This window comes from Petroclostridium xylanilyticum (assembly GCF_002252565.1).
Lineage (GTDB): Bacteria > Bacillota > Clostridia > SK-Y3 > SK-Y3 > Petroclostridium > Petroclostridium xylanilyticum.
Genome location: NZ_NPML01000018.1, coordinates 420,771 through 443,368, shown reverse-complemented (window position 1 = coordinate 443,368; position 22,598 = coordinate 420,771). Strand labels below are relative to the sequence as shown.

Below are 22,598 nucleotides of genomic sequence, written 5' to 3'. Positions count from 1 at the left end.
GAAGTTGCTAAATAAAAAATGAAAATATAATGCAACATATTGTACAAAGCGGTAAAGTATATGTTATAATACAAAGCATAAGGCTTAATATCAACGAACTTTTGAGGAGAAATATAATGAAAAAAGTAACAGCAGCATTACTGGTTAAAGATAATTTGATATTAATTGCAAAAAAAAGGCTAGTGATCCGTCAATCAATAAATGGGAGTTTCCGGGTGGAAAGATTGAAGAAGGAGACTGGAGAAATTTCATGACATCTAGCCAACAGTAATTTATTAATAGATTATTCATAAATTGTTTACAAAACGTTAATTGATTTAGAATTCAAGTTGGTGTAAAATATAATTGTTAAAAGGGAGTAGTTAGAAATTACAGGGTCAACACCCGGTGGAGATGTTCCATCTGGCCTTGTAACCATGAAGGTAACAAGACTTTTAACACAGTCCTTGAGGAAGAATTGTGTTGAAAGTCTTTTTTAATAAATATAAAGGTCAAAGAAAGTCAAAATTAAGGAGGTTGCTTTATGTTTTACATTGATCCTTATTACATTATGCTTGTTTTACCTGCATTTTTATTTGCACTTTATACGCAGTTCAAAGTTAGCAGCACATTTAGTAAGTATAGTAACTATGGGAACATAAGGGGGCTCACAGGTGCTGAGGTTGCCAGAGAAATACTTTACAGTAACGGGTTATATGATGTAGCTGTGGAACCTGTAGCAGGGCAGCTTACCGACCACTATGACCCCAAGACAAAAGTAGTAAGGCTGTCAGAAAGCGTTTACTACAGTAGATCAGTGGCTGCTATCGGTGTTGCCGCCCATGAAACAGGTCATGCAATTCAACATCAGATTGGGTATGCTCCTCTTGCTCTGAGAAGCGGGCTTGTACCTATTGCAGGAATAGGTTCCACAGTCGGTCCATATTTGGCGATGCTTGGACTGATCTTTAACTGGTCCTTTATGCTTCAACTTGGTATCATTCTTTTCACGGGAGCAGTTGCATTTTACCTTATAACACTTCCTGTTGAATTTAATGCAAGCAGAAGAGCAGTCAATATTCTTCAGTCAAGAGGTTTACTTACATGGAATGAAATTGAACCTGTGAAGAAGGTACTACGTGCAGCCGCAATGACCTATGTAGCATCTGCTGCAGTTGCAATGGCGAACCTTGCCAGGTTGATACTGCTTGCAGGGGCGAGAGACGATAGAGACTAAAGGTATATATAGAAGCCAGGTAGGATTGGCTTTTTACCTGGCTTCTAAATTACTAAAAATTCCATTTGACAAACTCAGCATATTATTGTACAATATTATAGCAATGTTTTAGTAAGACATATGCGCCCGTAGCTCAGTAGGATAGAGCAGCAGTTTCCTAAACTGCGTGCCGGAGGTTCGACTCCTCTCGGGCGTACCATTTAATTAAGAATAAAGAATAATGAAGAATTAAGAATGAAAATTATTAGAGATGATCAATATTATATGGTACATGCACTGAAGGAAGCTCAAAAGGCTTATGAAAAAGGTGAAGTACCTATTGGTGCAATTATTGTAAAGGATGATAAGATTATTGCAAGGGTACACAATCTTAGGGAGAAGAAAAAGGATGCCACGGCGCATGCGGAAATTCTTGCCATCCAAAAAGCTTGTAAAAAACTTGGGAGCTGGAGATTAAACGGCTGTGATTTATATGTAACCCTTGAACCTTGTCCTATGTGTGCAGGAGCGATTATTCAATCTAGAATAAGAAGATTGATTATAGGTACTACTGACCCGAAAGCAGGAGCAGCGGGTTCAGTAGTTGATTTATTTAGCGTTGAAACTTTCAATCACAAAGTGGAAGTTGTTCAGGGCATTCTTCAAGCGGAATGTTCCATGATATTAAAGCAGTTTTTTAAAGAGCTTAGGCAAAAAAGTTAATATATAAAATTAATAATATACGGAGAGATGGCAGAGCCCGGTCGAATGCGCTCGACTCGAAATCGAGTGGCCCCATAAAGGCCCGTGAGTTCGAATCTCACTCTCTCCGCCAGTTTGAGACACAAATGGTTGTACTGAAAGATACTCAGTACAACCATTATTTTTATACAATTTTTTCTTATCTACCTTTTTTTAAAGGACTCTACAAATTAACGTAGGGTCCTTATAAATACTGTATTCTTTCTTAGAACAATAAGGTTTTATTCCAAACTTGCCGAATATGTGTACTGCATATAGTCGAGGTTTGTTTCATAATCTCCATTAGAATTAATCTCTTTATCTGCTCACTGTAGGTTCAAGTACTGTTAGTGTATTATTTATTGTATTAAGATTAACGGATGCACCTATTGGAATTGCTGCTTTGTATGTACCGTGACCGGTGGCCAGATTGGTCATGAGAGGTTTGCCTAGAGGAACAATTACTTCATTTATTAAATCTTCATAGGTCTTACCATAGGCAGCCTGGCATCCTGTACATTCACCCATGATGATACCTATACAATCTCTAAATTTTCCTGCAAGTTTTAAATGATTTATCATTCTATAAACTTTATTAACAGGTTCATTGGTTTCTTCTAAAAAGAGTATCTTTCCCCTTGTATCAATTTCATGCGGAGTACCCAAAGTATCTACAAAAGATGTAAGATTACCTCCTACAATAGGTCCTGTTACATTACCTCTAATTCTGCTTACAAGAGGGATTCCGGGCGGATTTTGTATTTGTCTTGGTGAAACGGTAGTAGATGTTGCGGTAAAAAATTGGTTGAAATTATATGCGGGAGTAGCTGTTGTAAAGCTTATAAGAAGAAGGCTGTGGAAAGTAATTAAATCCGCATATTGATATAGGACATTTAGTAAAACTGTTATATCACTATAACCTGTAATAATTTTAGGATTATTTCTTATAACATTGTAATCAAGGTATGGAAGGATTCCGGCTACGCCTACGCCACCTCTTGTGGGTATTATAGCCTTTACATTTCTGTTTTGAAACATGTTCATCAAATCGGAAGCTCTCTGCTGGTCAGTTCCTGCAAGATAACCATTATACGCATATACATATCTGCCTAATACTACATTAAAACCCATATTTCTAAGAGCAGCAACTCTTGCATTAATAATACTAGCATCGAGTGGACTGCCTAGAGTAACTATACCAATTGTATCTCCAGCTTGTAAAATGGGTGGCCGTATTGCCATACATATTCACCTTCCTGAAATTTTCTTTACTATATACATATGCAACTAATGAATATTTGGTTAGCAAAAATAGGTACAATAAGGTATAAATATGTTAGTAGAGGGATCAAAATGACAGAAAAGCAGATTATTGCTATTTATAAAATTCACTATGATAAAGAAAACGTACTCATATTGAAAATATGCTCACCTGCCAGCCAGCCCGTTAGGCATATTGATTAGCTTTTTAGGCCTTCATAACCTTTCTGTTAAAGAGTATATCTTCTGCGGCATACTCATTGGGCTTGGTTCTGTAGAGCCCTGTGATACCCTTTGTAATGTTGTAGCCTCTTTAAAAATAAAAAAAGAAAATTCTACTATAGACTAGTCTAAAAATGGGTAGTTATTGACTACCCTCACTTCTACATAAACGTCAGACAAAATAATTACACATTGCTTAAAAAATTTTTTATGTTTAAGCTGTATAGCTAACGAAGTATTAAACTGGCATATCTTATAGATGTAGATGTATTAGTTTGCATATAATGTAAAATTAATAAAATAATTGTTATTAGATTTCATTTGCGTGGTATAGATAATTAAGGAGAGATGATTATGAATAATAATACAGAAAAATTAAAACTAAAGATTATAAAACTGCAGAATAAGCTTCACGAGCTGCTTAAAAATGAATATATTCTCTCAAATAATGTCTTACATGTAAGTCGTGAACTGGATAAATTAATTGTAGAATATCACAAAATAGACGGTGAAAAGTAGATCCATCACTCCAATAACACTATTTACTATAAAAAAATTACTGAAAATAGAGTAAAAGAAACATTAGCAGTAAATAAAAATATTGTCTAATGTCAGAGATTAAGGGATAAATATGCTTTAGAAAATATTTTTTAGCCAATTTATACAAAAAATTTAAATTTGTTGCAGGATTTCAGGAATTTATGTAGAATATTATATATCGCAATATTTTATATTTAACATCTTACAGAAAAGATCTATTTAGGAATTGTTCGGTTAAGGAGGACACTTATGAATAACAACTCCGGTAGTACAGAAGAACAATTAACAGAACTTTGCATTACACTTATAGATAGGTTGAATGCGCTCAAAGAAGATGGTGTAATAAGTGAAGAAGAGTATATAAAACATACGGAAATAAAGAAGGAATTTCTCGATTATGTAAGAAATAGATGTAATAAAAATAGAAAAAACCTTAACCTTGACAATTCTACAGGAAGTAGAATGCATGCATAGCTGATAAGGGCGATAGTCTGAATTCAAGCTTTTTCATCCTTGCTTAAATTCTATTTAATCAAACCAAACTATTTCCATATGCCATAAACAGTTAAATCATATCACGCCTGTCAGCTATTATTCCAAATTTTAAAAACTATGTTGAAAAGTAGAAAAAATATTGGATACAATTTTCTTATGGGGGATGTGTAGTGCTGCTATTTATTCATTCTAGCAGCCCTAATCTGGTTAAGTAAAAGAGGCACCACTACTGGAGCCTCTTTAAAATATGATTTGCAGAAAGAATGCATATAGCCATATTGCATGATTAGGGTGAAAATATCTTATTTTGCAATATCAAGTAACTTTAACCCCTGATTACGTTCTTCAGCCCAGCGTACCGACCATTCATTCTCAAAGAGAAGGACTATTCGCTCGTGCTTATCGTGTACAATTTTTGTTGTGCTTGTAAGACTGAGTTTGGTGAGGTCAACATCGTTTCCATCTATCCAGCGGGCATGCCTGTAAGGTAAACGGTCAATTTTCAAATCTACGCCATATTCATTTTTTAGCCTATATTCCAAAACCTCGAATTGAAGTACTCCCACGGTTCCTATAATCAAAGCCTCTACTCCTATGTCTGGCTGCTTAAATACTTGAATAGCCCCTTCTTCAGAAAGTTGGCTGATTCCCTTGAGAAATTGTTTACGCTTCATCGAGTCGGAAGCCATAACTCTTGCAAAATGTTCGGGAGGAAAAATAGGAATTCCCTCGTATTTAAGCTGCGGATTACCTTCACTCAATGTATCTCCTAAATTAAAGATGCCCGGATCGAATACGCCGATAATGTCACCGGGATAAGCTTCCTCCACAATTGTACGGTCCTGTGCCATAAATTGCTGGGGTTGAGACAGCCGTATTTCTTTTCCTGCCTGCACATGGTATACCGACATACCCCGTGTAAAACGCCCGGAACATATTCGTATAAACGCAATCCTGTCTCTATGTGTAGGATTCATATTAGCCTGTATCTTAAATACAAACCCTGAAAACTTTTCATTTTGGGGGGCTATCTCTCCTGACGCTGACATTCTCGCACCAGGTGAGGGCGCTAATGTAAGAAACTCTTCAAGGAAGGTCTGTACTCCGAAGTTAGTCATGGCACTTCCAAAGAATATAGGGGTAATTTCACCCTTCATGATTTTTTCAGTATCAAATTCATCTCCGGCCATATCCAGGAGTTCAATTTCTTCACACAATCTACCATGATAGTGCGAACCTAAAAGTTCTGCAAAAACAGGGTCATCTACTTTTCCTACAGTGGATGATACTGCTGTCTGACCGTGATTTCCACCATCAAACAGCTCAATTTGGGAAAGCTTTCTATTGTAAATTCCTTTAAAATCTCCATCGGTTCCTATAGGCCAGTTCATGGGGTAGGAACGGATACCGAGGACATTTTCAATTTCCTCCATTAGTTCAAAAGGATCCTTACTGGCTCTATCCATCTTATTTACAAATGTAAATATAGGGATACCTCTCATTCTGCAAACGTGGAACAATTTAATGGTTTGTTCCTCCACACCTTTAGCACCGTCTATAAGCATTACGGCACTGTCCGCTGCCACAAGCGTCCTATACGTATCTTCACTGAAGTCTTGGTGTCCCGGCGTATCCAGGATGTTGATACAATAGTTGTTGTACTGGAACTGCAATACACTGGAGGTAACAGAGATTCCTCTTTGTTTTTCGATTTCCATCCAGTCCGAAACTGCATATTTATTGGCCTTTCTAGCTTTTACCGAACCTGCCAGCCTAATGGCGCCTCCGTAAAGCAGAAGTTTTTCGGTCATGGTGGTCTTACCTGCATCAGGGTGAGAAATAATCGCAAAAGTTTTTCTTCTGGCTACTTCATTACATATAATATCTTTCAAATTATCCATTTTATATCCTCTCTTATAATATTTCCTAGATTATAAGATAATTTAATAGCAAATCTAATTTTATATTATAGTCCGGCATTGTGTCAATTAACCTGTGATAATCTTCACATTTTATATAAAGATCATTTAAACAGTAGTTTAGAGATAGGTGTATTAAGCAAAATATTAATTATTTACTTTCCGTTGCTTATTATTCCCTTGAGTGTTTTGAGTCTTTTATCTGTATAAATTGCATTGAAGATTTTACATACGTGCTTTTATATAACATTTTTATGTAACTTATATAGTATCAATAAAATAGAAATAACTAAAATATTGTTGGTATGAGGTGCATCGATATGGATCTCGTACCAGCAATTACATAAATAAATTTTAAAATATATCTTGATTTTTTAGTAATGGCATTGTATACTATATAGGTGTCATGTGACATAAACTAAATATTATAATATGGAGAGATGGCTGAGTTGGTCTAAGGCGCACGACTGGAAATCGTGTGTAGGCTAATACCCTACCGAGGGTTCGAATCCCTCTCTCTCCGCCAAAATTAATGGTTACAGATTATATTATCTGTAACTTTTTAATTTTCACCGCTTGCGATTGTGACATTATTGTGACTTTTTTTATTTTTCATTATTATAATATTATCAATTATGACAGAAGCTTTTTTAATAAGAGTTAAATTTTGGTGTAAATATAGTTCTGATGTTACTCCTATTTTGCTATGCCCCATTAATCTTTTTAGTGTATCCAAGTCTGTACCGTTTTCAAGTTGCAAAACAGCAAATGTATGTCTTAAATCGTGAAATCTACACTGCGGAAGTCTGTTTGCTTTTTGGAAAGCTTTTAATTGCCTTGATAAATGAGATGGATCTGGGAGCTTCCCATCAACTTCACACACATACGTTTGTATTTGTCCTTTTCTATTCATTCTTTCTTTGTGCTCTTTAAGTTCATTGGCAATAAATCCATCAATGCTTGCTATGCGGTCTGAATCTTTTGTTTTAACTTTTTTATGGTATCCTACTCCATTAACGACGACATAGTTATTACGTATATATATTACATTTTCCTTGAAGTCTACATCATCCCATGCTAGACCTAAACATTCGCCTCTTCGAAGCCCTCTCATGGAAGCAAGTAGTACAGGAATATATAACGGATGCTCTTGCTCTTTAAGGAGAGACAACAACAAACCTAAATCCTCAGCATTATATATCTCAACTTCAAATTTTTCTTTATCTTCTGCTATTTCTATATCCTTACAAGAGTTTTCTGTAATCATTTTGTTCTTAACGGCATATTCCAAAGCGGCGTGTAGAGTTCTGCATACATATTTTACAGTTTTATGTTTTAGCCCTTCTTCCGATAAAGAATCAGCCATTTCTTGTATATCTATCATTTGCAGTTTAGATAAATTTATATTACCAATGTATTTGTTGATATGTTTTATATTTACTTTGTATCCGCTTAAAGTAGTTGGTGAGGAAATAAGAATTATTAACCAGTCTCTTATGAGAGGCGGACAGCAATTTATTGTATTTTACACGTATAACCCTCCAAATAGTATAAGAAACTGGGTAAACGAAGAAGTTCTCCATGAAAGAGCTGATAGAATAGTACACCACAGCACATATTTAACTGTTCCCCGTGAATGGCTTGGGGAGCAGTTTTTTATTGAAGCTGAACATCTTAAAAAGGTTAATGAAAAGGCGTACAGGCATGAATACCTGGGCGAAGTAACCGGAACAGGTGGAGAAATATTCACGAATGCAACGGCAAGAAAGATAACTGACGATGAGATTAAAACATTTGACAAAATCAAGCGAGGGCTTGACTTTGGATATGCTGTGGACCCTGTCCATTACAGCGTGAGTTATTATGACAAAACAAGAAGGCGTTTATATATCTTCTACGAGATACATCAGGTAGCATTGAGCAACAGGAAACTTGCAGAGTTGATAAAGCAGGAAAATAAAAGTAACGGCCCAATTATGGCTGATAGCGCTGAACCAAAGTCGATTGCTGAACTAAAGGAATATGGATTAAAAGTGAAAGGCGCTAAGAAAGGCCCTGACAGCGTTGAATACGGCATAAAGTTTTTACAGGACCTGGAGGAAATTATCATTGACCCCGATAGATGCCCCAATACTTTAAGAGAATTTTTGAACTACGAGCTTGAAAAAGACAGTAACGGTAACTTCAAGGCCGAGTATCCGGATAAGAACAACCATTCGATAGATAGCATCCGTTATGCCCTTGAAGATGAAATGAGGACTTCAGGGGTACGTGTATGGAAGTGAGGTTAAAGCATGGATTTTCAAACAATAAAGAAAATAATTAACAAACTTGTTTCAGAACATCAGGAATTCGTTAAAAAGGCTGCAACGGCAGAGCAGTATTATCGCAATAAAAACGATATAAAAGAAAAAGGCGTATTGAATCAGCAATACGATGCTTACCTAAGAGAAAACAACCTAAACCCTTTAAGAAATGCAGACAACCGTATAAGCCATAACTGGCATAAGCTTTTAGTAGACCAAAAAGTCAGTTATGGCTTTTCTTATCCTCCGTTATTTGATGTGGGAAACCCTGATATAAATAAAAAAATAACCAGGGTTTTAGGGGATGAATATAGCAAAGTTATAAAAGACCTGGCCGTCGATGCTTCCAATTGTGGTGTAGCCTGGCTGCATATATGGGAAGATGAAAACGGCTTTAATTATGCTGTAGTAGATCCAAAGCAGGTTATACCTATTTACAGCAGCGATTTAAAAAAAGAGCTTGTTGCGGTTTTAAGGGCTTACGAGCTTACAGGGGATGACGGCGTTTCATACCAGCGCTTTGAATACTGGACAGATAAAGACTGTACATTCTTCATTCGTGAAAGCAACGGAGAAATAAATTTAGAATTCGCCTTTGAAGGGATACCAAACATAATAAAGCACAAGGTAGCCATGGTGCCTTTCATTCCGCTATATAACAACAGTACACATACAAGCGATTTAGACTTATACAAAGACCTGATTGACGCATATGACAAAGTTGTATCGGGATTTGCCAATGACTTAGACGATGTTCAGGAAGTGATATTTGTTATAACAAATTATGGCGGTGAAAGCAGGGAAGATTTCCTTACCGACTTAAAAAAATACAAAACCATCAAAGTTGATGCTGACGGTGAGGTAAATACCATACGTGCGGAGATACCTTTTGAAGCAAGGAACGCTTTCCTTGAGATGGTAAAAAAACAGATATTCATATCCGGCATGGGTGTAAACCCTGACCCTGAAAAATTCGGCAATGCTTCAGGGGTAAGTCTCCAGTTTCTGTATTCGCTGCTTGAACTCAAAATGGCGCTTATGGAAACAGAATTCCGGCTTGGATTGGCGAAACTTGTCAGGGCCATATTACGGCATATAGGCGTTTCTGACAACGTAAATATAATTCAAACATGGACCAGGAACGCTATAAGAAACGACCTTGAAACCGTTCAGATGTTGGGCATGTCCGGCAACATAATATCCGAGAGGACAAAGACTAAGAACCATCCTCTTACTGAGGATATTGAAGAAGAACTTAAACAGATAGAAAAAGAGAAAAAGGATTTAGACAAAGAATTAAACTCAGATGTGTTTCCAAGGGCCGGTGAAGAATGATGGACAAATACTGGCAAAAAAGAGCAGAGCAAAGGCTTGAAGCTGCCGAAAAGGATTTGAAAGAGTATTACAAAGAGCTTACTAAAGCCTTTAACCAGGCAAAGAGAGAAATTAACGCAGCAGTATATGAGTTTTATTTAAAGTATGCGGAAAATAACAAAATAACCCTTGCCGAAGCTCAGAACTATTTGAACTTTGCTGAACTTAAAGAATTTAAAGGCAGCTTGCAGGAATTTATCCGCATGGCTAAAGAAAGCATAGGGAAGGTTAATCCTGAACTTGAAAACCTGTCAATCAAGGCAAGGATAACAAGATACCAGGCGCTAGAAACGCAGATAAATGAAATCCTGGAAAAGCTGTATGCCATAGATTATGAAAAATACGGAAGCGAGAAGCTAAAAGACATATACCAGGACCAATATTACAGGACCTTGTTTGATATCGGCCAGTATAGGGGATTTAACCAGGCGTTTGCTCAGCTGAATACAAATATTATAGACGAGCTCATTAAATATCCGTTTAATGGGCTTAATTTTTCGGACAGGATATGGCGTCAAAAAGGAGATTTGATATACAAACTCAGGGAAGCAATGACAACATCTTTTATCCAGGGCAAGAATCCTAAAGAATTGGCAGAGAGCTTTGCAAAGGTATTTCAGACCAAAGAATATGAAGCTTACAGGCTGCTTCACACTGAAACAACATTTATGGCAGAGCAGGCAACGCTTCAGGCTTATAAGGATGATGGCATCGAACAGTATGAGTTTGTAGCAACGCTGGATTTGAGAACCAGTGAAATATGTCAGGAGCATGACGGCAAAGTGTATGATGTGGATAAAGCAGTTGCCGGTGTCAATATGCCGCCGATGCATCCATTCTGCCGTTCTACTACTGTTCCGTACTTTGGAGAAAAAGAAGGAACGAGGGTTGCAAGGGGTGAAGATGGAAAAACGTATCCTGTGCCTGCCAATTTGACTTATGAACAATGGTATAAGGAATATGTTGTAAATAAAAATAATAGTGGTATAATAAATACAGATGGTAAAAATAACGCAGTAGATGACAAGAAGTGGTTCACATCAACTTTCTATAACAACAGGAAATATAAAGAGCATATAGAAAAACACTTAAAAGAATATGGCAACATCACTGAAGAAGAATATTTAGATATAGCAAGAAAGCTATTAGTTGAACCTTTAAATGATGATGTGGAAGGATTTATTAGTAAAGCAGGTTTTGTGTTTAAGTACAGAAAAAGCACAAATGATTTTGTCATTGGCAGACCAGATGGGCATATATCAACACTGTTCAAGCCAGTAGATGAATATGAATACTATTTAGACCAGGTTAAAAAATTTAAGGATAAGGAGGAAAGATGAAAATGAGTTATGAAATTAAATGTCCTTGTTGCGGTTCAGATGTAGAAATGTTTGATATATGCGAAGTTTGCGGCTGGCAAAATAGCGGCCCAAATGAAAAAGAAGATGATGTAAAAGGACCTAACAAAATGAGCCTAAAAGAAGCAAAAGAAGCGTATAAGCGAGGAGAAAAAATATATTAACAAAGCACCATGTCAAATGGCAGGTGCTTTTATTGTACCTTTGGAGGTGAAAGTATGGATAACTTTAAAATAATTTACAAAATATTAAAAGCGTTAGAAGCGGCACTGGATTATGAGGAATTTGACATAGATGAAATATCACATGAAAAACTTAAAATAACATATACAAGATGGGTTAACATACTCATAATGCTGTTTGAAAACGGGTATATAACCGGGATAAATGTCAGGAATGTACTGGGAAGCAAACAGCCGCAAATAAAAATAAACAATATAAGAATCACGCTTAAAGGACTTGAGTATCTCCAGGAAAATTCAGTTCTTAAAAAGGCAGGAGAGATAATTAAGGGTATAGCAGACATAGCGACATAAGCACTTACTGTTCAAATAAGTGCTTTTATTATGCCTGAAAGCGAGGTAGGAGTATGAAAATCCTAAAAGAAATATTAAAACTGTCCTGGTCAGATGATTTTAATCTTTTTACAATAGGTTTTACATCTGCCGCCATATTTAACGCACTTGTGAGGAAGCAAATTACTGCTTTGTACATATTAGTACCGCTTTTGCTGCTGACAATTTGCGTTAGGAAAGTGAGGTGAGAGAAAATGACGTTAGAGCAGAGATTGGAAGAATTAGAAAAAAAAATAGCCGCAATTGAAGATAAAATAATGCGGCCTGTAGATCCTGAAAAAATATTTTTGATTGCGTCCCAGGCTATTCGAGATGAACTCCTTGTTTCTTCAGTTCAGAGCGCAAAATAGAATCATATTGATTCAATGCAGATGAAATCGTTGTAAGCACAAAATCTATTACCAGTGTATAATTTTCAACATTATCTTTGATATCATCCGGAAGATTAATAGAAGAAAAACTGGAATAGCCTTTTGTGACCAACTTTTTAATAAATTCATCATGCGCATTTTGAGCTATTTTATCAAAATCTATTTGCATATAAGCTCACCTCCCTTCATGCAAATTTTACCATGATTCAGTAGGGAGGACAAGAAAAGCAAAGACTTAACCATAAGACTTTTTATATTGCCCTTTTTTAGCATTGCCAGGGTTAAAAGAAGCAAGACCGCAAGGGTGGCGGGTAACACCTTAAAAAAACTAAGCAGGAGGTAGTAAAAAAATGAACTTAAAAGAACTATTGGGAGAAGAACTATATAACCAGGTTGCAGCGGCTTTAAAGGGTAAAGGCCCTGACGGCAAAGACTTGGAAGTGGCCGTAATAAATGATGGCAGCTATTTCCCGAAAGCAAAGTTTGACGCCGTGAACGAAGAAAACAAAGCGTTGAAAGAGCAACTGAAACAGAGGGACACCGACATTGCAGAGCTTAAAAAATTGGCTGGAACAAATGAAGAGTTAAAAAATCAGCTTTCAGAACTTCAAAAGAAGTATAAAACAGACACCGAAAGCCTTAACCAAAGGCTTACACAGCTGCAGTTTGACAATGCCCTGGATGTTGCTTTAATGGGCGCTAAAGCAAAAAATATTAAAGCCGTCAAAGCTCTTTTGGACATTGAAAAAATCAAGCTGGACAACGGGCAGCTTCTAGGTCTTAATGAGCAGCTTGAAGCTATCAAAAAGGACAATGATTACCTTTTTGACATGCAGCCGCCATACAAACCTGTTTCGGGTTCCGAACCCAAAGCATTAACAATCGAACAGCAATTTGAAAAAGCATTGAAAGGAGAGATATAAACTATGCCGATTAACACTTTAGAATACGCAAAAATATTCCAGACTACGCTTGACAAGCAGGTAGTTGCAGAAGCAACATCCGGATGGATGGAAGCAAACGCGGGACAGGTAAAATACAATGGCGGAAATGAAATTAAGGTTCCAAAGGTAAGCCTCCAGGGGCTTGGCGATTATGACAGGGATAACGGTTTTACACAGGGTTCTGTAAGTTATGTGTATCAAACTCTGACTATGGGTCAGGACAGAGGCAGAACATTCCAGCTTGATGCCATGGATGTTGACGAAACAAACTTTGTCAATGCCGCGGGGACTGTTATGGGAGAATTCCAGAGAACAAAAGTAGTCCCCGAAATTGATGCTTACAGGTACAGCAAGATTGCTACAGGGGCTATAGCCAAAGGGAAGGTAACTGCCGGATATACGCCTTCCGCATCCGATATATTGACAAAGCTGAAATTCGACATCGAGAAAGTACTCGATATTGCAGGAGACGGAGTGCAGCTCGTCATCACCATGGCTATACCCACTGCGACGGTCCTTGAGAATACATCAGAAATAGCAAAGAAACTGGATGTAATGGATTTTACCTCTGGCGCATTCAATACAAAGGTAAAGTCTCTTGATGGGGACCCGATAATCAAAGTGCCTTCCGGCAGGATGAAAACTGCATACACTTTCTATGACGGTACTACTACAGGACAGGAAGAAGGAGGATTTGTTGCAGCTGCCGGTGCAAAGAATATTAACTGGATCATCTGTGCAAGAAGGTGCCCTATAGCAATAAGCAAGACTGACGTAATAAGGATATTCAGCCCTATGGAAAACCAGAAAGCCAATGCATGGAAGATTGACTACAGGAAGTATCATGAGTTGTTCATCATGGATAATGCCTGGGATCTGGTATGGGTTAATATCAAAGAGGCTCTTGCTTAATCCGGGAAGGAGGGTAAAAGATGATAGAACTTAAAAAAGATAACGTCCATAAGATTGTCGCCAGTAAGGAAAAGGCGGAAGCGCTTATGAAGAAAGGCTTTGAATTAGTCGAAAACCCCGAAAAGGAAACCAAAAGGGGGAGTGTAAAACGTGGAGAACCAGCAGATAATTGATGAAATCTTTCTCAGGAATCCGCAGCTTAAGGAATCCGACAGGCCACGCATAAACAGCTTTGTAAACCAGATAAAAGAAAAGGTCCTTGCGTATACTCATTTGGAAGAGTTACCGCAGGGACTTTTCTATGTGATCGTTTCAATGGTTGAGGAACTTGCCGGAATAAGAGAAATTGCCCAGAGCATTAAAGAAGGCGATGCCTCAATTACTTATGCAAGAAATGCTGAGGATATTGTGTTAAGTTTCAAGCCTGAACTCAATAAGTACAGGAGGATGGCAAGATGAGCGCATTAAACAGGTTTAGAAATCACACCTGTGATATATACAGAATAGAATCTCAGGTTATAAACGGGATAACAAAACATGCAGAGATTTTAAAATACTCAGGCGTGCCTTGCCATTTATCTCAGGGGAAGCTTCCTGTTGTAAGTAATGGAGAAACACCGGCCATTGAAACAAGCGATAAGGTATTCTTTGATACAGGGGTTGATGTTCTGCCTGGTGATAAGCTCATCATAAAGTTTAACGGCAGTGAGCGTAAATACACTGCCGGAAAGCCTTTTTATTATACCCGTCATGTTGAAGTACCCGTTACAGGGAGTGAAAAAGCATGAACACCAACCAGAGGGCAAATGAGATCCGCTTAAAGCAGTTCCGGGAAGAGCTTGAGCTTATGCTTGAAGATGTGAAAGAGATTGATAAGAAAATGTTAACTAAAGCTGTAAATGTAGGGCTGGTTGAAGTTAAAAAGAATACTCCTACAGGAAATTATCCCACCCATGTTGAGTTTATTGCTTATAAAGGGACTGAAAAAGAAAAATTAGTCAGCTTTGATGTGAGCAAAAAAGTAGGCGGCCATTTAAAGAAAAGCTGGCATGTTTCCCGCACGGAAAAAACTAACGAAGGAGTAGAAAAAAAGCTTTATAATACTGCTGATTACGCCTTGTACGTCAACAACGGGCACAGGATTGTAAGGCATGGCAAAACAGTAGGCTTTGTAAAAGGCAAATTCATGCTTGAAAAGGCTATGGGAAAGGTGGATAAGGCTATAGTCGATGAATTCAAAAAAGAAGTCGAAGAGGTGAAGCGCAAACATGGTAAATGAAATAAAACAGGCAATAGTGGATAAATTGCATGAACTTTATCGTGATGCTGCAATATATGATGAGGATATTCCACAGGGATTTAAAACTCCGTCGTTTTTAATAGTCCTGGTTGAAAGTTCATATAAAAAGGCTATTCACGATAAATACAGCGCTTCGGTTTCTTTTGACGTAGCCTATTTCCCAGAAGCCCAATACGACATGAAAAATGAATGCTATGAGGTATCGCAGAACATCTTAAGAGCCTTTGACGTTTTAAATGGTTACAAGATAATGAATAAGACAGCAAGCGTTACCGATGACGTTCTTCACGTAAAATTTACAGTTAAATACAGGGAGATAAAAACTTCCATATGCGAAAAAATGAACGAGATTATTTTTGAATAAAGGGAGTGAATTAGATGGCAGGAACCTTTACTACTCAAAATAAAGTAAGGCCGGGCGTATATATCAATTTTTCAACTGAAGCGCCTCTGGCCATAGAGCTTTCGGACAGAGGCATAGTTGCCTTGCCCCTTAGCCTTTCGTGGGGGCCTGTAGGCTCAATAATCGAAGTCAACCAGGGTGAAAGCACGTTTTCAAAGCTTGGTTACGAGCTGTCTGATCCAAAGCTGCTTTTGCTTCGCGAGGCTTTGAAACGTGCCCAAAAAGCGCTTGTATATAGGATAAATGATGGTGCGGCAGCTACCGCAACATTGGCGGCAAACATTACGGCCACGGCAAAACATAAAGGTGCCAGAGGTAACGACATAACGGTAAGAATAACGGAAAATGGAGCAGCTTGGGACGTTGAGACCTTAGTATCAGGGAAGTCAGTTGACGTTCAGACAGGTTTGACAGATGTGTCTGATTTTATCGCCAATGATTGGATAAGCATAACGGGTACAGGGATGTTTGAGGCGACTACCCAAACATTAACAGGGGGTGCAGATGATAATTCTACGTTGGGTCATGCCGGATTCTTGGCAGCGCTGCAGGTGCAAGACTACAACACTATTGCATGCTTTTCAACGAATTCAGCCGACCAAGCTTTATACATTAATCATGTTGCTAGTGAAAGGGCAAATAACGGCAAAATGGTTCAATGCGTAATGGCTGATAATGCTGCAGACAAGGAGTATATAATCAGTGTCAAAAACGGAGTAAAACTTTCAGACGGAACTCTTTTAACTGCGGCTCAAGCTTGTGCATGGGTTGCAGGGGCAACGGCAGCGGCTAAGGTGAACCAGAGTCTAACATTCACGAAATACGAGGATGCTGTTGATGCAAACCCGCGCCTGACGAATGCTGAAACAGAAGCAGCCATTACGGCCGGGCATATGGTGTTCACTGCAAAGAACGGATATGCAGTTTTGGAGTATGACATAAACAGCCTGACAAGCTTTGCCCCTCCAAAATCAAAAGCATGGAGAAGCAACAGGGTTATGAGGGTGCTGGATGCTTTCCAGAATGACGTACAAGAGATATTTGAAGCCCAGTATGTCGGAAAGATAAACAATAACGAAGATGGCAGACAGCTTTTAAGAGCGGCAATAATACAGTACTGCAATGAGCTGCAGAGTATCGGGGTGCTGCAAAACTTTGAAGGGGCAGATGATGTTGCTGTAAGTGCAGGAACGGATCCTGACGCTGTTGTTGTGGAAGCAAACCTGCAGCCTGTGGATAGTGTAAACAAGATATACATCAAGGTTAATGTAAGGTAGGTGATAAAACATGAGCGAAAACTTTACAAGGCTTGCAGATACCCTTTCAACCAATGAAGGCACGGCTTATATCACAATAAACGGCCAGAACAGGCAACTGTTTGAAGTTATGAAGATTGAAGCTAATATTGAAAAGACAATCCTTGAAAAAAGGATGCTGGGCAACAAAATCACACAGCATAAAGTCATTGGCGCAAAAATAACCGGTTCTGCGACACTGGCCCTTATGAATGGAGATTTGCTCAAAGCCACGCTGAATTATCTTAAGACGGGAGTTTATCCGAATATAAAGCTTCAGCTTAAAAACCTTGATCCTTCTAGCACTGTGGGGGCAAGGGAAGTTATATTGACAGGGGTGATTTTCAACAACGATTTGCTTTCACTGCTGGACTCCGACAGCGAGGATATGGCAACATTCGATACTGATTTTACCGCTGATGGCATTGAGGTTTTAAGTGATTTTAAATTGCCGCAAAATTACAGGTGATAAAGCATGATAAGCAAACAGGTGAAAGCTGAACTGGATAATTTATGGCTTGAAGAGTTGCAAAGAAAACAGGAAATCGGTCGATATAACGATCCCGTAGATAAACTAGTAACTGAAATGGGGGTTTTAGTAATGAGCCTTAAAGCATTTTTAAATCCAATAGTGCCGAAGAATGAAAAAGTAATAGTATCAAAAAGGTTTGTTGAGGATGGAAAGCCTGTTGAGTGGGAGATAAAACCCGTCACACAGGAAGAAAACGACCTTTTGATGAAAAAATATACCAAAAAGGATAAGAAAACAGGAGCGGAAACCTTTGATAGACAAGGGTATATAAACGAGCTTGTGGCTTCTGCCGTTGTCTTCCCTGATTTAAAAAACGCCGAGCTTCAGAAAGCTTACGGGGTATTAGGAGAAACTGATTTGCTGAAGAAAATGCTCCTTATCGGTGAATTTGCCGTACTTGCCCAGAAAGTACAGGAGCTTGCGGGGCTGGATGAGGATATAAACGAGCTGGTGGAAGAGGCAAAAAACTGATAAAGCAGGGTGATAGTGAGGCCAATATGGCACACTATGCCCTGCAAAAGCTTCACATGCTGCCGCATGTGTTTATAAGCCTTCCTCAACGTGAGCAGGCTTTTATTTATGCCAGCACTCTTGTTAAGATTGAGGAAGAGAAAAAAGAAGCAAACAAAATTAGGCTTAAAAGAAGGAGGCGGTAGCCTTGCCAACGTTGGAAGCTGTTTTTAGAATCAATGACCGATATACAAGCGCAATAAACAAAATTATGGCCAGCACAACAACAGCAGAAAATAAGCTGAAGGCTATATCAAACACTACAGATATTTTCAATAAAAAGCTTTCTGACATAAAAACAGGAGCAAGCTTTGGAATTGGAGGGATAACTTCCCTGGTTGGAGCGTTAAAAGGTCTTGCAGCTGCTTATCTAACTGTTCAGGCGGCTAAGAAAGGCATGGAGATTTCAGATAATTACACAAATACAGCAGCAAGGCTTAAACTCATTAATGATGGATTGCAAACCAATGCCGAGCTTCAGGATAAAATATTCAAGGCTGCCGAACGCTCAAGAGGCTCATATACGGCTATGGCTGACAGCGTGGCTAAAATGGGCTTGCTTGCAAAGGATGCATTCACAGGCAACGATGAACTTATAGCTTTTACAGAATTGGTTCAGAAATCATTCAAAGTAGGAGGAGCAAGCGCCCAGGAACAGCAGGCAGGATTGTACCAGCTTACGCAGGCCATGGCTGCAGGTAAGCTTCAGGGGGATGAATTCAGGTCAATCATGGAAAATGCTCCGATGATTGCGGATGCCATTGCGAAGTTTACAGGAAAGTCAAAAGGTGAGCTAAAGAAGATGTCGGCTGACGGTGTTATTACTGCTGACATTATCAAAAATGCTATGTTTAAGGCAAGTGAGGATATTAATAAAAAGTTTGAAACAATGCCGAGGACTTTCGGGGACGTATTTGCACAGTTTGGGAACAAAGCCCTGAAAGCTTTTGAGCCTGTGATACAAAAGGTTAACAAGGCTATTAATTCCCCTGCGTTTATAAGCTTTACTGAAAAACTTATGCAGGGAATAAACTTTGTTGCAGGAGGGGTAGGTATTTTGATAGATGGCTTTATATGGGTTGGAAATGTAATACAGTCAAACTGGGAGATTATCGAGCCGGTACTTATTGCCATAGGTGCGGCGTTAACTGCATGGGCAGTTATTAAAATCCCCTTTCTAATAGGCCGGATTAATCTTTTAATAATCAAGCTCTGGCTGATGTTAGAGCCGATATTAGCTCAGGCTGCGGCATGGATGACTGCGAACTGGCCTATCCTGTTAATTGGTGCTGCTATTGGATTTTTGTTATATGCAATGATCAAATTCGGGGATACAGTTGTTGAAGTTGTAGGTTTTGTCGGCGGTGTTTTTGGTGTTTTGTTTGCCTTCTTGTATAATAAGTTTGCATATTTTGCTAATACTGTTGTTTCTATAGCAGAATTTTTTGCAAATGTATGGATAGATCCTGTATATGCCGTTAAAAAGCTTTTCTATGACTTATCTATCAACGCGTTGAGCTTTTTGACAAACATAGCAAAAGGCATTGAAAAGATTATAAATTCCATACCCGGGCTGAATGTAAATATTACAGGCGGCATGGAAAACCTTCTTGATACTTTGAAAGCTGAGCGTGACAATCTGAAAAGCGATAAAAACGTCATCAGACTCAAAAGGTTTGAACAGATGGATTATTCGACTGCATTTGATATGGGCAAGGATTGGGGCAAGAAAATCGGAAGAACCTCTGTAGATAATGTACAGGGGGCATTTAATAAACTGACAAGTATAATGTCATTCATGACACCAAAGAGCGATTTAGACTCTGGTATAGACAAATACATGAAGAACGGCGCGCTTCCTGTTACCGGAAAGGTGGATATATCGGAGGAAGATTTAAGATACCTCAAGGACATTGCCGAGCGCGAGTATATTAACAAATATAGTACTACTACACTTGCTCCGAACATCCGTATATCATTTGGAAACGTGACAAAAGAAGCTGATGTCGATAAGATTACCGGGAGAATCGAAAAAATACTGAAAGAGCAAATAGCTATTGCTGCCGAAGGGAGCTATGCATAATGAGCTATGCTGTGTTTTTTGATAAAAATAATGAAACAATAAGGCTTCCGGTGAATCCGGAAAGCATAAAGATTGAAAAAGGGCAGGCTGTAGAAACTTATGATGTATTAAAACTCGGGAAGGTATCAATATCTTCAGGAGTAGAGCCTGATAAATACAGCTTTGAAGCAGAATTGCCGGGCAAACGCTACAGGTATGTTGTAACATCGGGTGACTTTAAACCAGCAGATTTTTACCTGAATAAGTTTAAAGAGTGGATGGAAGCTAAAGAGCCTGTAAGGTTTATAAAAAACAACGGCGATGGGGATGACCTTTCCACACTGGTTTTGATTGAAAGCCTTGACATATCTGAAAACGCTGGTGAAGAAGGGGATTATATCGTTGGCTTCAAGTTAACTGAGTATAAACCTTTTGGGAAAAAGGAAGTGTTTATTTCAGGACAAAGCACTGCAAACACTCAGCAAGCCGTAACCACTACCCCACCAGCAAGAGAAGGAAAGCCTTCCACACCAAAAACGTATACCGTTGCCAGCGGGGATACTCTTTGGGGAATTGCAAAACGATTCCTGGGAGATGGTTCAAAATATCATCAGTTGGCAAAACTCAATCCTGGCATTAAAAATCCGGCATTAATCTATCCAGGGCAGGTGATATCATTGGCATGATAGAATTGTTGATTGAAAACAAAGCTGACGGCAAAATATATGAAATATCAGAGCTTGTTACAGAAATCAGCTTTAGCGACAGGTTAAACAACGGCTGCAGCAAGCTGGATTTTAGTTACCTTTATGACGGGGTATTATTTGCAAACGGATCCGCGGTAAGGTTTAGGTTTAATGGGGCAAATATTTTTTATGGATACATTTTCAGCAGCGAAAGAGAGCAGAATAACGCTATTTCTGTTGTTGCCTATGACCAGTTAAGATACCTTAAAGCAAAAGATACCTTTGTTGTAAAGGAGCTGCGTGTTGATGAGCTTATACGGAAAATAGCAAACTATTTCAGGCTCCGTGTAGGAAAGTTGGACAATACCGGATATAAACTGCCAACATCCATAAAAGATAACCAGACGTTCCTGGATATGATATATGACAGTATTTCAACTACGCTCATTGGCACAGGCCGAAAATATGCCTTTTATGATGACTTTGGAAGCTTAGCGCTCACAGACATTATGAACATGAGACTTCCTCTTGTAATTGGCGATGCGAGCCTGGCGTACGGGTATAAGTATGGACAGAGTATTGACGATAACACCTATAACCTTATAAAAATATCAAAAGATAATGAAACAACAGGTAAGAGGGACGTCTATATAGCCCAGGACAGCAGCGCATTCAATAAGTGGGGGATACTTCAGTATTTTGAAACGGCAGATAAAAACGCGAATCCTGAGCAGATTAAAGCTAAAGTTAATGCACTTTTAAAGCTTATGAATTCTGAAACCAAAACCCTGTCCATTGAGGCGTTAGGTGATACAAGGGTAAGGGCAGGAAGCGGGATATTGGTAAGCATATCCGACTTAGGCATAAACCAATATGTAATTGTAAATTCCTGCAAGCATATATTTAAAAACAATATTCATACTATGAGCCTGGAGTTGATGTTATGATTGAGGCTATCAAGGAAATTATAAAGAACTATATAAACAGTATGAAGCCCACAAGACTTGTATTCGGAAAGGTTGAAACTGTTGCCCCGCTTGCGGTAAGAGTGAATGAAAAACTGCTCATACCATCTGAAATGTTTGTATGGCCGCCAGTGTTAACCCAGTATGATATAGGGAAAAAGGTCCTTATGATACAGCAAGAAGGTGGGCAGCAGTATTACATTCTGGAGGTGAGGTAATGATACCGGCAAGCAATATTGGAGGCATTGAAATCAATGAGATTAAACAGCCTTCTAAAACTTATAAAATTAACACTACGAAAAGCGAAGTTTCGATAAAAGGATATACTGATGGGCTGGAAGCAGTAAAACAAGCTGTCCAGCTTATTTTATCCACTGAAAGGTATATGTATCCGATATATAGCTGGAACTACGGTGTAGAGCTTGAAAGCCTGATTGGTAAAGAATACTCATATATTGTCGCCGAAATTAAGCGGAGAATCAGGGAGGCATTGATGCAGGACGACAGGATTTCAAGCGTTGACGGCTTTAAATTTACCAGGCAGGACGACGAATTGTACGTCGAATTTGAGGTTGTGAGCGATGTCGGCTCATTTAACACGGGATTGGCGGTGAATATCTGATGTATGAGGAC

The 22,598-nt window shown here is 38.6% G+C and carries 30 protein-coding genes and 3 tRNA genes; 29 read left to right on the top strand and 4 right to left on the bottom strand.

Going from position 1 to position 22,598, the window contains the following annotated elements; all coding sequences use genetic code 11:
• Positions 1-116 precede the first annotated feature (116 nt).
• The 5 genes from CIB29_RS18575 to CIB29_RS12045 all read left to right on the top strand — a co-directional run bounded on the left by CIB29_RS18575 (position 117) and on the right by CIB29_RS12045 (position 2,030).
• A complete protein-coding gene (locus CIB29_RS18575) occupies positions 117-254 on the top strand; it encodes a hypothetical protein (RefSeq protein ID WP_157910291.1) in 138 nt (45 codons plus the stop codon).
• Positions 255-523: 269 nt separating this feature from the next.
• Positions 524-1,216 carry a zinc metallopeptidase gene (locus CIB29_RS12060; protein ID WP_094549989.1) on the top strand — a complete coding sequence of 231 codons (693 nt, stop codon included), beginning with the start codon at positions 524-526 and terminating at the stop codon, positions 1,214-1,216.
• A 122-nt stretch (positions 1,217-1,338) separates the two neighbouring features.
• A tRNA-Arg gene (locus CIB29_RS12055) sits at positions 1,339-1,415 on the top strand.
• A 35-nt stretch (positions 1,416-1,450) separates the two neighbouring features.
• On the top strand, positions 1,451-1,918 hold the full coding sequence (gene tadA, locus CIB29_RS12050; RefSeq protein ID WP_094549987.1) for a tRNA adenosine(34) deaminase TadA: 468 nt from the start codon (positions 1,451-1,453) through the stop codon (positions 1,916-1,918).
• A gap of 21 nt (positions 1,919-1,939) precedes the next feature.
• Positions 1,940-2,030, top strand: a tRNA-Ser gene (locus CIB29_RS12045).
• Positions 2,031-2,254: 224 nt separating this feature from the next.
• On the opposite strand, the gene CIB29_RS12040 is transcribed toward CIB29_RS12045, so the two are convergent.
• Positions 2,255-3,178 carry a S66 peptidase family protein gene (locus tag CIB29_RS12040; protein ID WP_094549985.1) on the bottom strand — a complete coding sequence of 308 codons (924 nt, stop codon included), beginning with the start codon at positions 3,176-3,178 and terminating at the stop codon, positions 2,255-2,257.
• 594 nt (positions 3,179-3,772) lie between these two features.
• On the opposite strand from CIB29_RS12040, the gene CIB29_RS12035 reads away from it, so the two are divergent.
• Together CIB29_RS12035 and CIB29_RS12030 are read left to right on the top strand one after the other, a co-directional pair.
• A complete protein-coding gene (locus CIB29_RS12035) occupies positions 3,773-3,937 on the top strand; it encodes an aspartyl-phosphate phosphatase Spo0E family protein (protein WP_117434608.1) in 165 nt (54 codons plus the stop codon).
• A 270-nt stretch (positions 3,938-4,207) separates the two neighbouring features.
• On the top strand, positions 4,208-4,432 hold the full coding sequence (locus CIB29_RS12030) for a hypothetical protein (RefSeq protein WP_094549981.1): 225 nt from the start codon (positions 4,208-4,210) through the stop codon (positions 4,430-4,432).
• A gap of 323 nt (positions 4,433-4,755) precedes the next feature.
• Here the strand turns inward: CIB29_RS12030 and CIB29_RS12025 are convergent, their stop codons facing one another.
• Positions 4,756-6,354, bottom strand: coding sequence for a peptide chain release factor 3 (locus CIB29_RS12025; protein WP_094549979.1), 1,599 nt, complete (start codon positions 6,352-6,354; stop codon positions 4,756-4,758).
• Between the two features lie 452 nt (positions 6,355-6,806).
• On the opposite strand from CIB29_RS12025, the gene CIB29_RS12020 reads away from it, so the two are divergent.
• Positions 6,807-6,898 (top strand) — tRNA-Ser (locus CIB29_RS12020).
• Between the two features lie 36 nt (positions 6,899-6,934).
• Here the strand turns inward: CIB29_RS12020 and CIB29_RS12015 are convergent.
• Complete coding sequence (locus CIB29_RS12015) at positions 6,935-7,786, bottom strand: tyrosine-type recombinase/integrase (protein WP_242965201.1); 852 nt, start codon at positions 7,784-7,786, stop codon at positions 6,935-6,937.
• On the opposite strand from CIB29_RS12015, the gene CIB29_RS12010 reads away from it, so the two are divergent.
• The 5 genes from CIB29_RS12010 to CIB29_RS11990 are packed head-to-tail and all read left to right on the top strand — an operon-like array spanning position 7,785 to position 11,946.
• The gene (locus CIB29_RS12010; RefSeq protein ID WP_242965196.1) at positions 7,785-8,657 is read left to right on the top strand and encodes a PBSX family phage terminase large subunit; all 873 of its coding nucleotides are present in this window, start codon (positions 7,785-7,787) and stop codon (positions 8,655-8,657) included. The genes CIB29_RS12015 and CIB29_RS12010 overlap by 2 nt on opposite strands.
• 9 nt (positions 8,658-8,666) lie before the next feature.
• A complete protein-coding gene (locus tag CIB29_RS12005; protein WP_094549976.1) occupies positions 8,667-10,013 on the top strand; it encodes a phage portal protein in 1,347 nt (448 codons plus the stop codon).
• Positions 10,010-11,392, top strand: a complete 1,383-nt coding sequence (locus CIB29_RS12000) for a minor capsid protein (protein ID WP_242965195.1) — start codon at positions 10,010-10,012, stop codon at positions 11,390-11,392. The genes CIB29_RS12005 and CIB29_RS12000 overlap by 4 nt, the downstream gene beginning before the upstream one ends.
• A gap of 2 nt (positions 11,393-11,394) precedes the next feature.
• Complete coding sequence (locus CIB29_RS11995; protein WP_094549974.1) at positions 11,395-11,574, top strand: CPCC family cysteine-rich protein; 180 nt, start codon at positions 11,395-11,397, stop codon at positions 11,572-11,574.
• A 54-nt stretch (positions 11,575-11,628) separates the two neighbouring features.
• Positions 11,629-11,946 carry a YjcQ family protein gene (locus CIB29_RS11990; RefSeq protein ID WP_094549972.1) on the top strand — a complete coding sequence of 106 codons (318 nt, stop codon included), beginning with the start codon at positions 11,629-11,631 and terminating at the stop codon, positions 11,944-11,946.
• A gap of 342 nt (positions 11,947-12,288) precedes the next feature.
• Here CIB29_RS11990 and CIB29_RS11985 read toward each other — a convergent pair whose 3' ends face one another.
• Positions 12,289-12,525, bottom strand: a complete 237-nt coding sequence (locus tag CIB29_RS11985) for a hypothetical protein (RefSeq protein WP_094549970.1) — start codon at positions 12,523-12,525, stop codon at positions 12,289-12,291.
• A 181-nt stretch (positions 12,526-12,706) separates the two neighbouring features.
• On the opposite strand from CIB29_RS11985, the gene CIB29_RS11980 reads away from it, so the two are divergent.
• The 16 genes from CIB29_RS11980 to CIB29_RS11915 are packed head-to-tail and all read left to right on the top strand — an operon-like array spanning position 12,707 to position 22,587.
• Positions 12,707-13,279, top strand: coding sequence for a phage scaffolding protein (locus CIB29_RS11980; RefSeq protein ID WP_094549969.1), 573 nt, complete (start codon positions 12,707-12,709; stop codon positions 13,277-13,279).
• A 3-nt stretch (positions 13,280-13,282) separates the two neighbouring features.
• Positions 13,283-14,212 carry a hypothetical protein gene (locus CIB29_RS11975; protein WP_094549967.1) on the top strand — a complete coding sequence of 310 codons (930 nt, stop codon included), beginning with the start codon at positions 13,283-13,285 and terminating at the stop codon, positions 14,210-14,212.
• A 20-nt stretch (positions 14,213-14,232) separates the two neighbouring features.
• Positions 14,233-14,385: a hypothetical protein gene (locus tag CIB29_RS18570; protein WP_157910289.1), complete on the top strand. Its 153-nt coding sequence runs from the start codon at positions 14,233-14,235 to the stop codon at positions 14,383-14,385.
• Complete coding sequence (locus CIB29_RS11970; RefSeq protein ID WP_094549965.1) at positions 14,363-14,671, top strand: head-tail connector protein; 309 nt, start codon at positions 14,363-14,365, stop codon at positions 14,669-14,671. Before CIB29_RS18570 ends, CIB29_RS11970 begins: the two co-directional genes overlap by 23 nt.
• A complete protein-coding gene (locus tag CIB29_RS11965) occupies positions 14,668-15,000 on the top strand; it encodes a hypothetical protein (RefSeq protein ID WP_094549963.1) in 333 nt (110 codons plus the stop codon). Before CIB29_RS11970 ends, CIB29_RS11965 begins: the two co-directional genes overlap by 4 nt.
• Positions 14,997-15,491 carry an HK97 gp10 family phage protein gene (locus CIB29_RS11960; RefSeq protein WP_094549961.1) on the top strand — a complete coding sequence of 165 codons (495 nt, stop codon included), beginning with the start codon at positions 14,997-14,999 and terminating at the stop codon, positions 15,489-15,491. Before CIB29_RS11965 ends, CIB29_RS11960 begins: the two co-directional genes overlap by 4 nt.
• Positions 15,481-15,876 carry a phage tail terminator family protein gene (locus CIB29_RS11955; protein WP_094549959.1) on the top strand — a complete coding sequence of 132 codons (396 nt, stop codon included), beginning with the start codon at positions 15,481-15,483 and terminating at the stop codon, positions 15,874-15,876. The genes CIB29_RS11960 and CIB29_RS11955 overlap by 11 nt, the downstream gene beginning before the upstream one ends.
• A 14-nt stretch (positions 15,877-15,890) precedes the next feature.
• Complete coding sequence (locus CIB29_RS11950; RefSeq protein WP_094549957.1) at positions 15,891-17,192, top strand: phage tail sheath C-terminal domain-containing protein; 1,302 nt, start codon at positions 15,891-15,893, stop codon at positions 17,190-17,192.
• Between the two features lie 10 nt (positions 17,193-17,202).
• The gene (locus tag CIB29_RS11945) at positions 17,203-17,679 is read left to right on the top strand and encodes a phage tail tube protein (protein WP_094549955.1); all 477 of its coding nucleotides are present in this window, start codon (positions 17,203-17,205) and stop codon (positions 17,677-17,679) included.
• A 6-nt stretch (positions 17,680-17,685) separates the two neighbouring features.
• Entirely contained in the window at positions 17,686-18,213 is a 528-nt protein-coding gene (locus CIB29_RS11940) for a phage tail assembly chaperone (RefSeq protein WP_341444429.1), read from the top strand.
• A 26-nt stretch (positions 18,214-18,239) separates the two neighbouring features.
• Complete coding sequence (locus CIB29_RS18920; protein WP_198543860.1) at positions 18,240-18,398, top strand: hypothetical protein; 159 nt, start codon at positions 18,240-18,242, stop codon at positions 18,396-18,398.
• 2 nt (positions 18,399-18,400) lie between these two features.
• Positions 18,401-20,335, top strand: a complete 1,935-nt coding sequence (locus tag CIB29_RS11935) for a tape measure protein (RefSeq protein ID WP_094549953.1) — start codon at positions 18,401-18,403, stop codon at positions 20,333-20,335.
• The gene (locus CIB29_RS11930; protein ID WP_094549951.1) at positions 20,335-21,000 is read left to right on the top strand and encodes a LysM peptidoglycan-binding domain-containing protein; all 666 of its coding nucleotides are present in this window, start codon (positions 20,335-20,337) and stop codon (positions 20,998-21,000) included. The genes CIB29_RS11935 and CIB29_RS11930 overlap by 1 nt, the downstream gene beginning before the upstream one ends.
• Positions 20,997-21,947 carry an XkdQ/YqbQ family protein gene (locus CIB29_RS11925; protein ID WP_094549950.1) on the top strand — a complete coding sequence of 317 codons (951 nt, stop codon included), beginning with the start codon at positions 20,997-20,999 and terminating at the stop codon, positions 21,945-21,947. Before CIB29_RS11930 ends, CIB29_RS11925 begins: the two co-directional genes overlap by 4 nt.
• Positions 21,944-22,183, top strand: coding sequence for a DUF2577 family protein (locus CIB29_RS11920; protein WP_094549948.1), 240 nt, complete (start codon positions 21,944-21,946; stop codon positions 22,181-22,183). Before CIB29_RS11925 ends, CIB29_RS11920 begins: the two co-directional genes overlap by 4 nt.
• Positions 22,183-22,587: a DUF2634 domain-containing protein gene (locus CIB29_RS11915; protein ID WP_094549946.1), complete on the top strand. Its 405-nt coding sequence runs from the start codon at positions 22,183-22,185 to the stop codon at positions 22,585-22,587. Before CIB29_RS11920 ends, CIB29_RS11915 begins: the two co-directional genes overlap by 1 nt.
• Positions 22,588-22,598: the final 11 nt, after the last annotated feature.

Bases quoted from the DNA above. Each gene is read 5' to 3' on its own strand.
- CIB29_RS18575 (WP_157910291.1), top strand. From the start codon at position 117: ATGAAAAAAGTAACAGCAGCATTACTGGTTAAAGATAATTTGATATTA.
- CIB29_RS12060 (WP_094549989.1), top strand. From the start codon at position 524: ATGTTTTACATTGATCCTTATTACATTATGCTTGTTTTACCTGCATTT.
- tadA (WP_094549987.1), top strand. From the start codon at position 1,451: ATGAAAATTATTAGAGATGATCAATATTATATGGTACATGCACTGAAG.
- CIB29_RS12040 (WP_094549985.1), bottom strand. From the start codon at position 3,178: ATGGCAATACGGCCACCCATTTTACAAGCTGGAGATACAATTGGTATA.
- CIB29_RS12035 (WP_117434608.1), top strand. From the start codon at position 3,773: ATGAATAATAATACAGAAAAATTAAAACTAAAGATTATAAAACTGCAG.
- CIB29_RS12030 (WP_094549981.1), top strand. From the start codon at position 4,208: ATGAATAACAACTCCGGTAGTACAGAAGAACAATTAACAGAACTTTGC.
- CIB29_RS12025 (WP_094549979.1), bottom strand. From the start codon at position 6,354: ATGGATAATTTGAAAGATATTATATGTAATGAAGTAGCCAGAAGAAAA.
- CIB29_RS12010 (WP_242965196.1), top strand. From the start codon at position 7,785: ATGTATTTGTTGATATGTTTTATATTTACTTTGTATCCGCTTAAAGTA.
- CIB29_RS12005 (WP_094549976.1), top strand. From the start codon at position 8,667: ATGGATTTTCAAACAATAAAGAAAATAATTAACAAACTTGTTTCAGAA.
- CIB29_RS12000 (WP_242965195.1), top strand. From the start codon at position 10,010: ATGATGGACAAATACTGGCAAAAAAGAGCAGAGCAAAGGCTTGAAGCT.
- CIB29_RS11995 (WP_094549974.1), top strand. From the start codon at position 11,395: ATGAGTTATGAAATTAAATGTCCTTGTTGCGGTTCAGATGTAGAAATG.
- CIB29_RS11990 (WP_094549972.1), top strand. From the start codon at position 11,629: ATGGATAACTTTAAAATAATTTACAAAATATTAAAAGCGTTAGAAGCG.
- CIB29_RS11985 (WP_094549970.1), bottom strand. From the start codon at position 12,525: ATGCAAATAGATTTTGATAAAATAGCTCAAAATGCGCATGATGAATTT.
- CIB29_RS11980 (WP_094549969.1), top strand. From the start codon at position 12,707: ATGAACTTAAAAGAACTATTGGGAGAAGAACTATATAACCAGGTTGCA.
- CIB29_RS11975 (WP_094549967.1), top strand. From the start codon at position 13,283: ATGCCGATTAACACTTTAGAATACGCAAAAATATTCCAGACTACGCTT.
- CIB29_RS18570 (WP_157910289.1), top strand. From the start codon at position 14,233: ATGATAGAACTTAAAAAAGATAACGTCCATAAGATTGTCGCCAGTAAG.
- CIB29_RS11965 (WP_094549963.1), top strand. From the start codon at position 14,668: ATGAGCGCATTAAACAGGTTTAGAAATCACACCTGTGATATATACAGA.
- CIB29_RS11960 (WP_094549961.1), top strand. From the start codon at position 14,997: ATGAACACCAACCAGAGGGCAAATGAGATCCGCTTAAAGCAGTTCCGG.
- CIB29_RS11955 (WP_094549959.1), top strand. From the start codon at position 15,481: ATGGTAAATGAAATAAAACAGGCAATAGTGGATAAATTGCATGAACTT.
- CIB29_RS11950 (WP_094549957.1), top strand. From the start codon at position 15,891: ATGGCAGGAACCTTTACTACTCAAAATAAAGTAAGGCCGGGCGTATAT.
- CIB29_RS11945 (WP_094549955.1), top strand. From the start codon at position 17,203: ATGAGCGAAAACTTTACAAGGCTTGCAGATACCCTTTCAACCAATGAA.
- CIB29_RS11940 (WP_341444429.1), top strand. From the start codon at position 17,686: ATGATAAGCAAACAGGTGAAAGCTGAACTGGATAATTTATGGCTTGAA.
- CIB29_RS18920 (WP_198543860.1), top strand. From the start codon at position 18,240: ATGGCACACTATGCCCTGCAAAAGCTTCACATGCTGCCGCATGTGTTT.
- CIB29_RS11930 (WP_094549951.1), top strand. From the start codon at position 20,335: ATGAGCTATGCTGTGTTTTTTGATAAAAATAATGAAACAATAAGGCTT.
- CIB29_RS11925 (WP_094549950.1), top strand. From the start codon at position 20,997: ATGATAGAATTGTTGATTGAAAACAAAGCTGACGGCAAAATATATGAA.
- CIB29_RS11920 (WP_094549948.1), top strand. From the start codon at position 21,944: ATGATTGAGGCTATCAAGGAAATTATAAAGAACTATATAAACAGTATG.
- CIB29_RS11915 (WP_094549946.1), top strand. From the start codon at position 22,183: ATGATACCGGCAAGCAATATTGGAGGCATTGAAATCAATGAGATTAAA.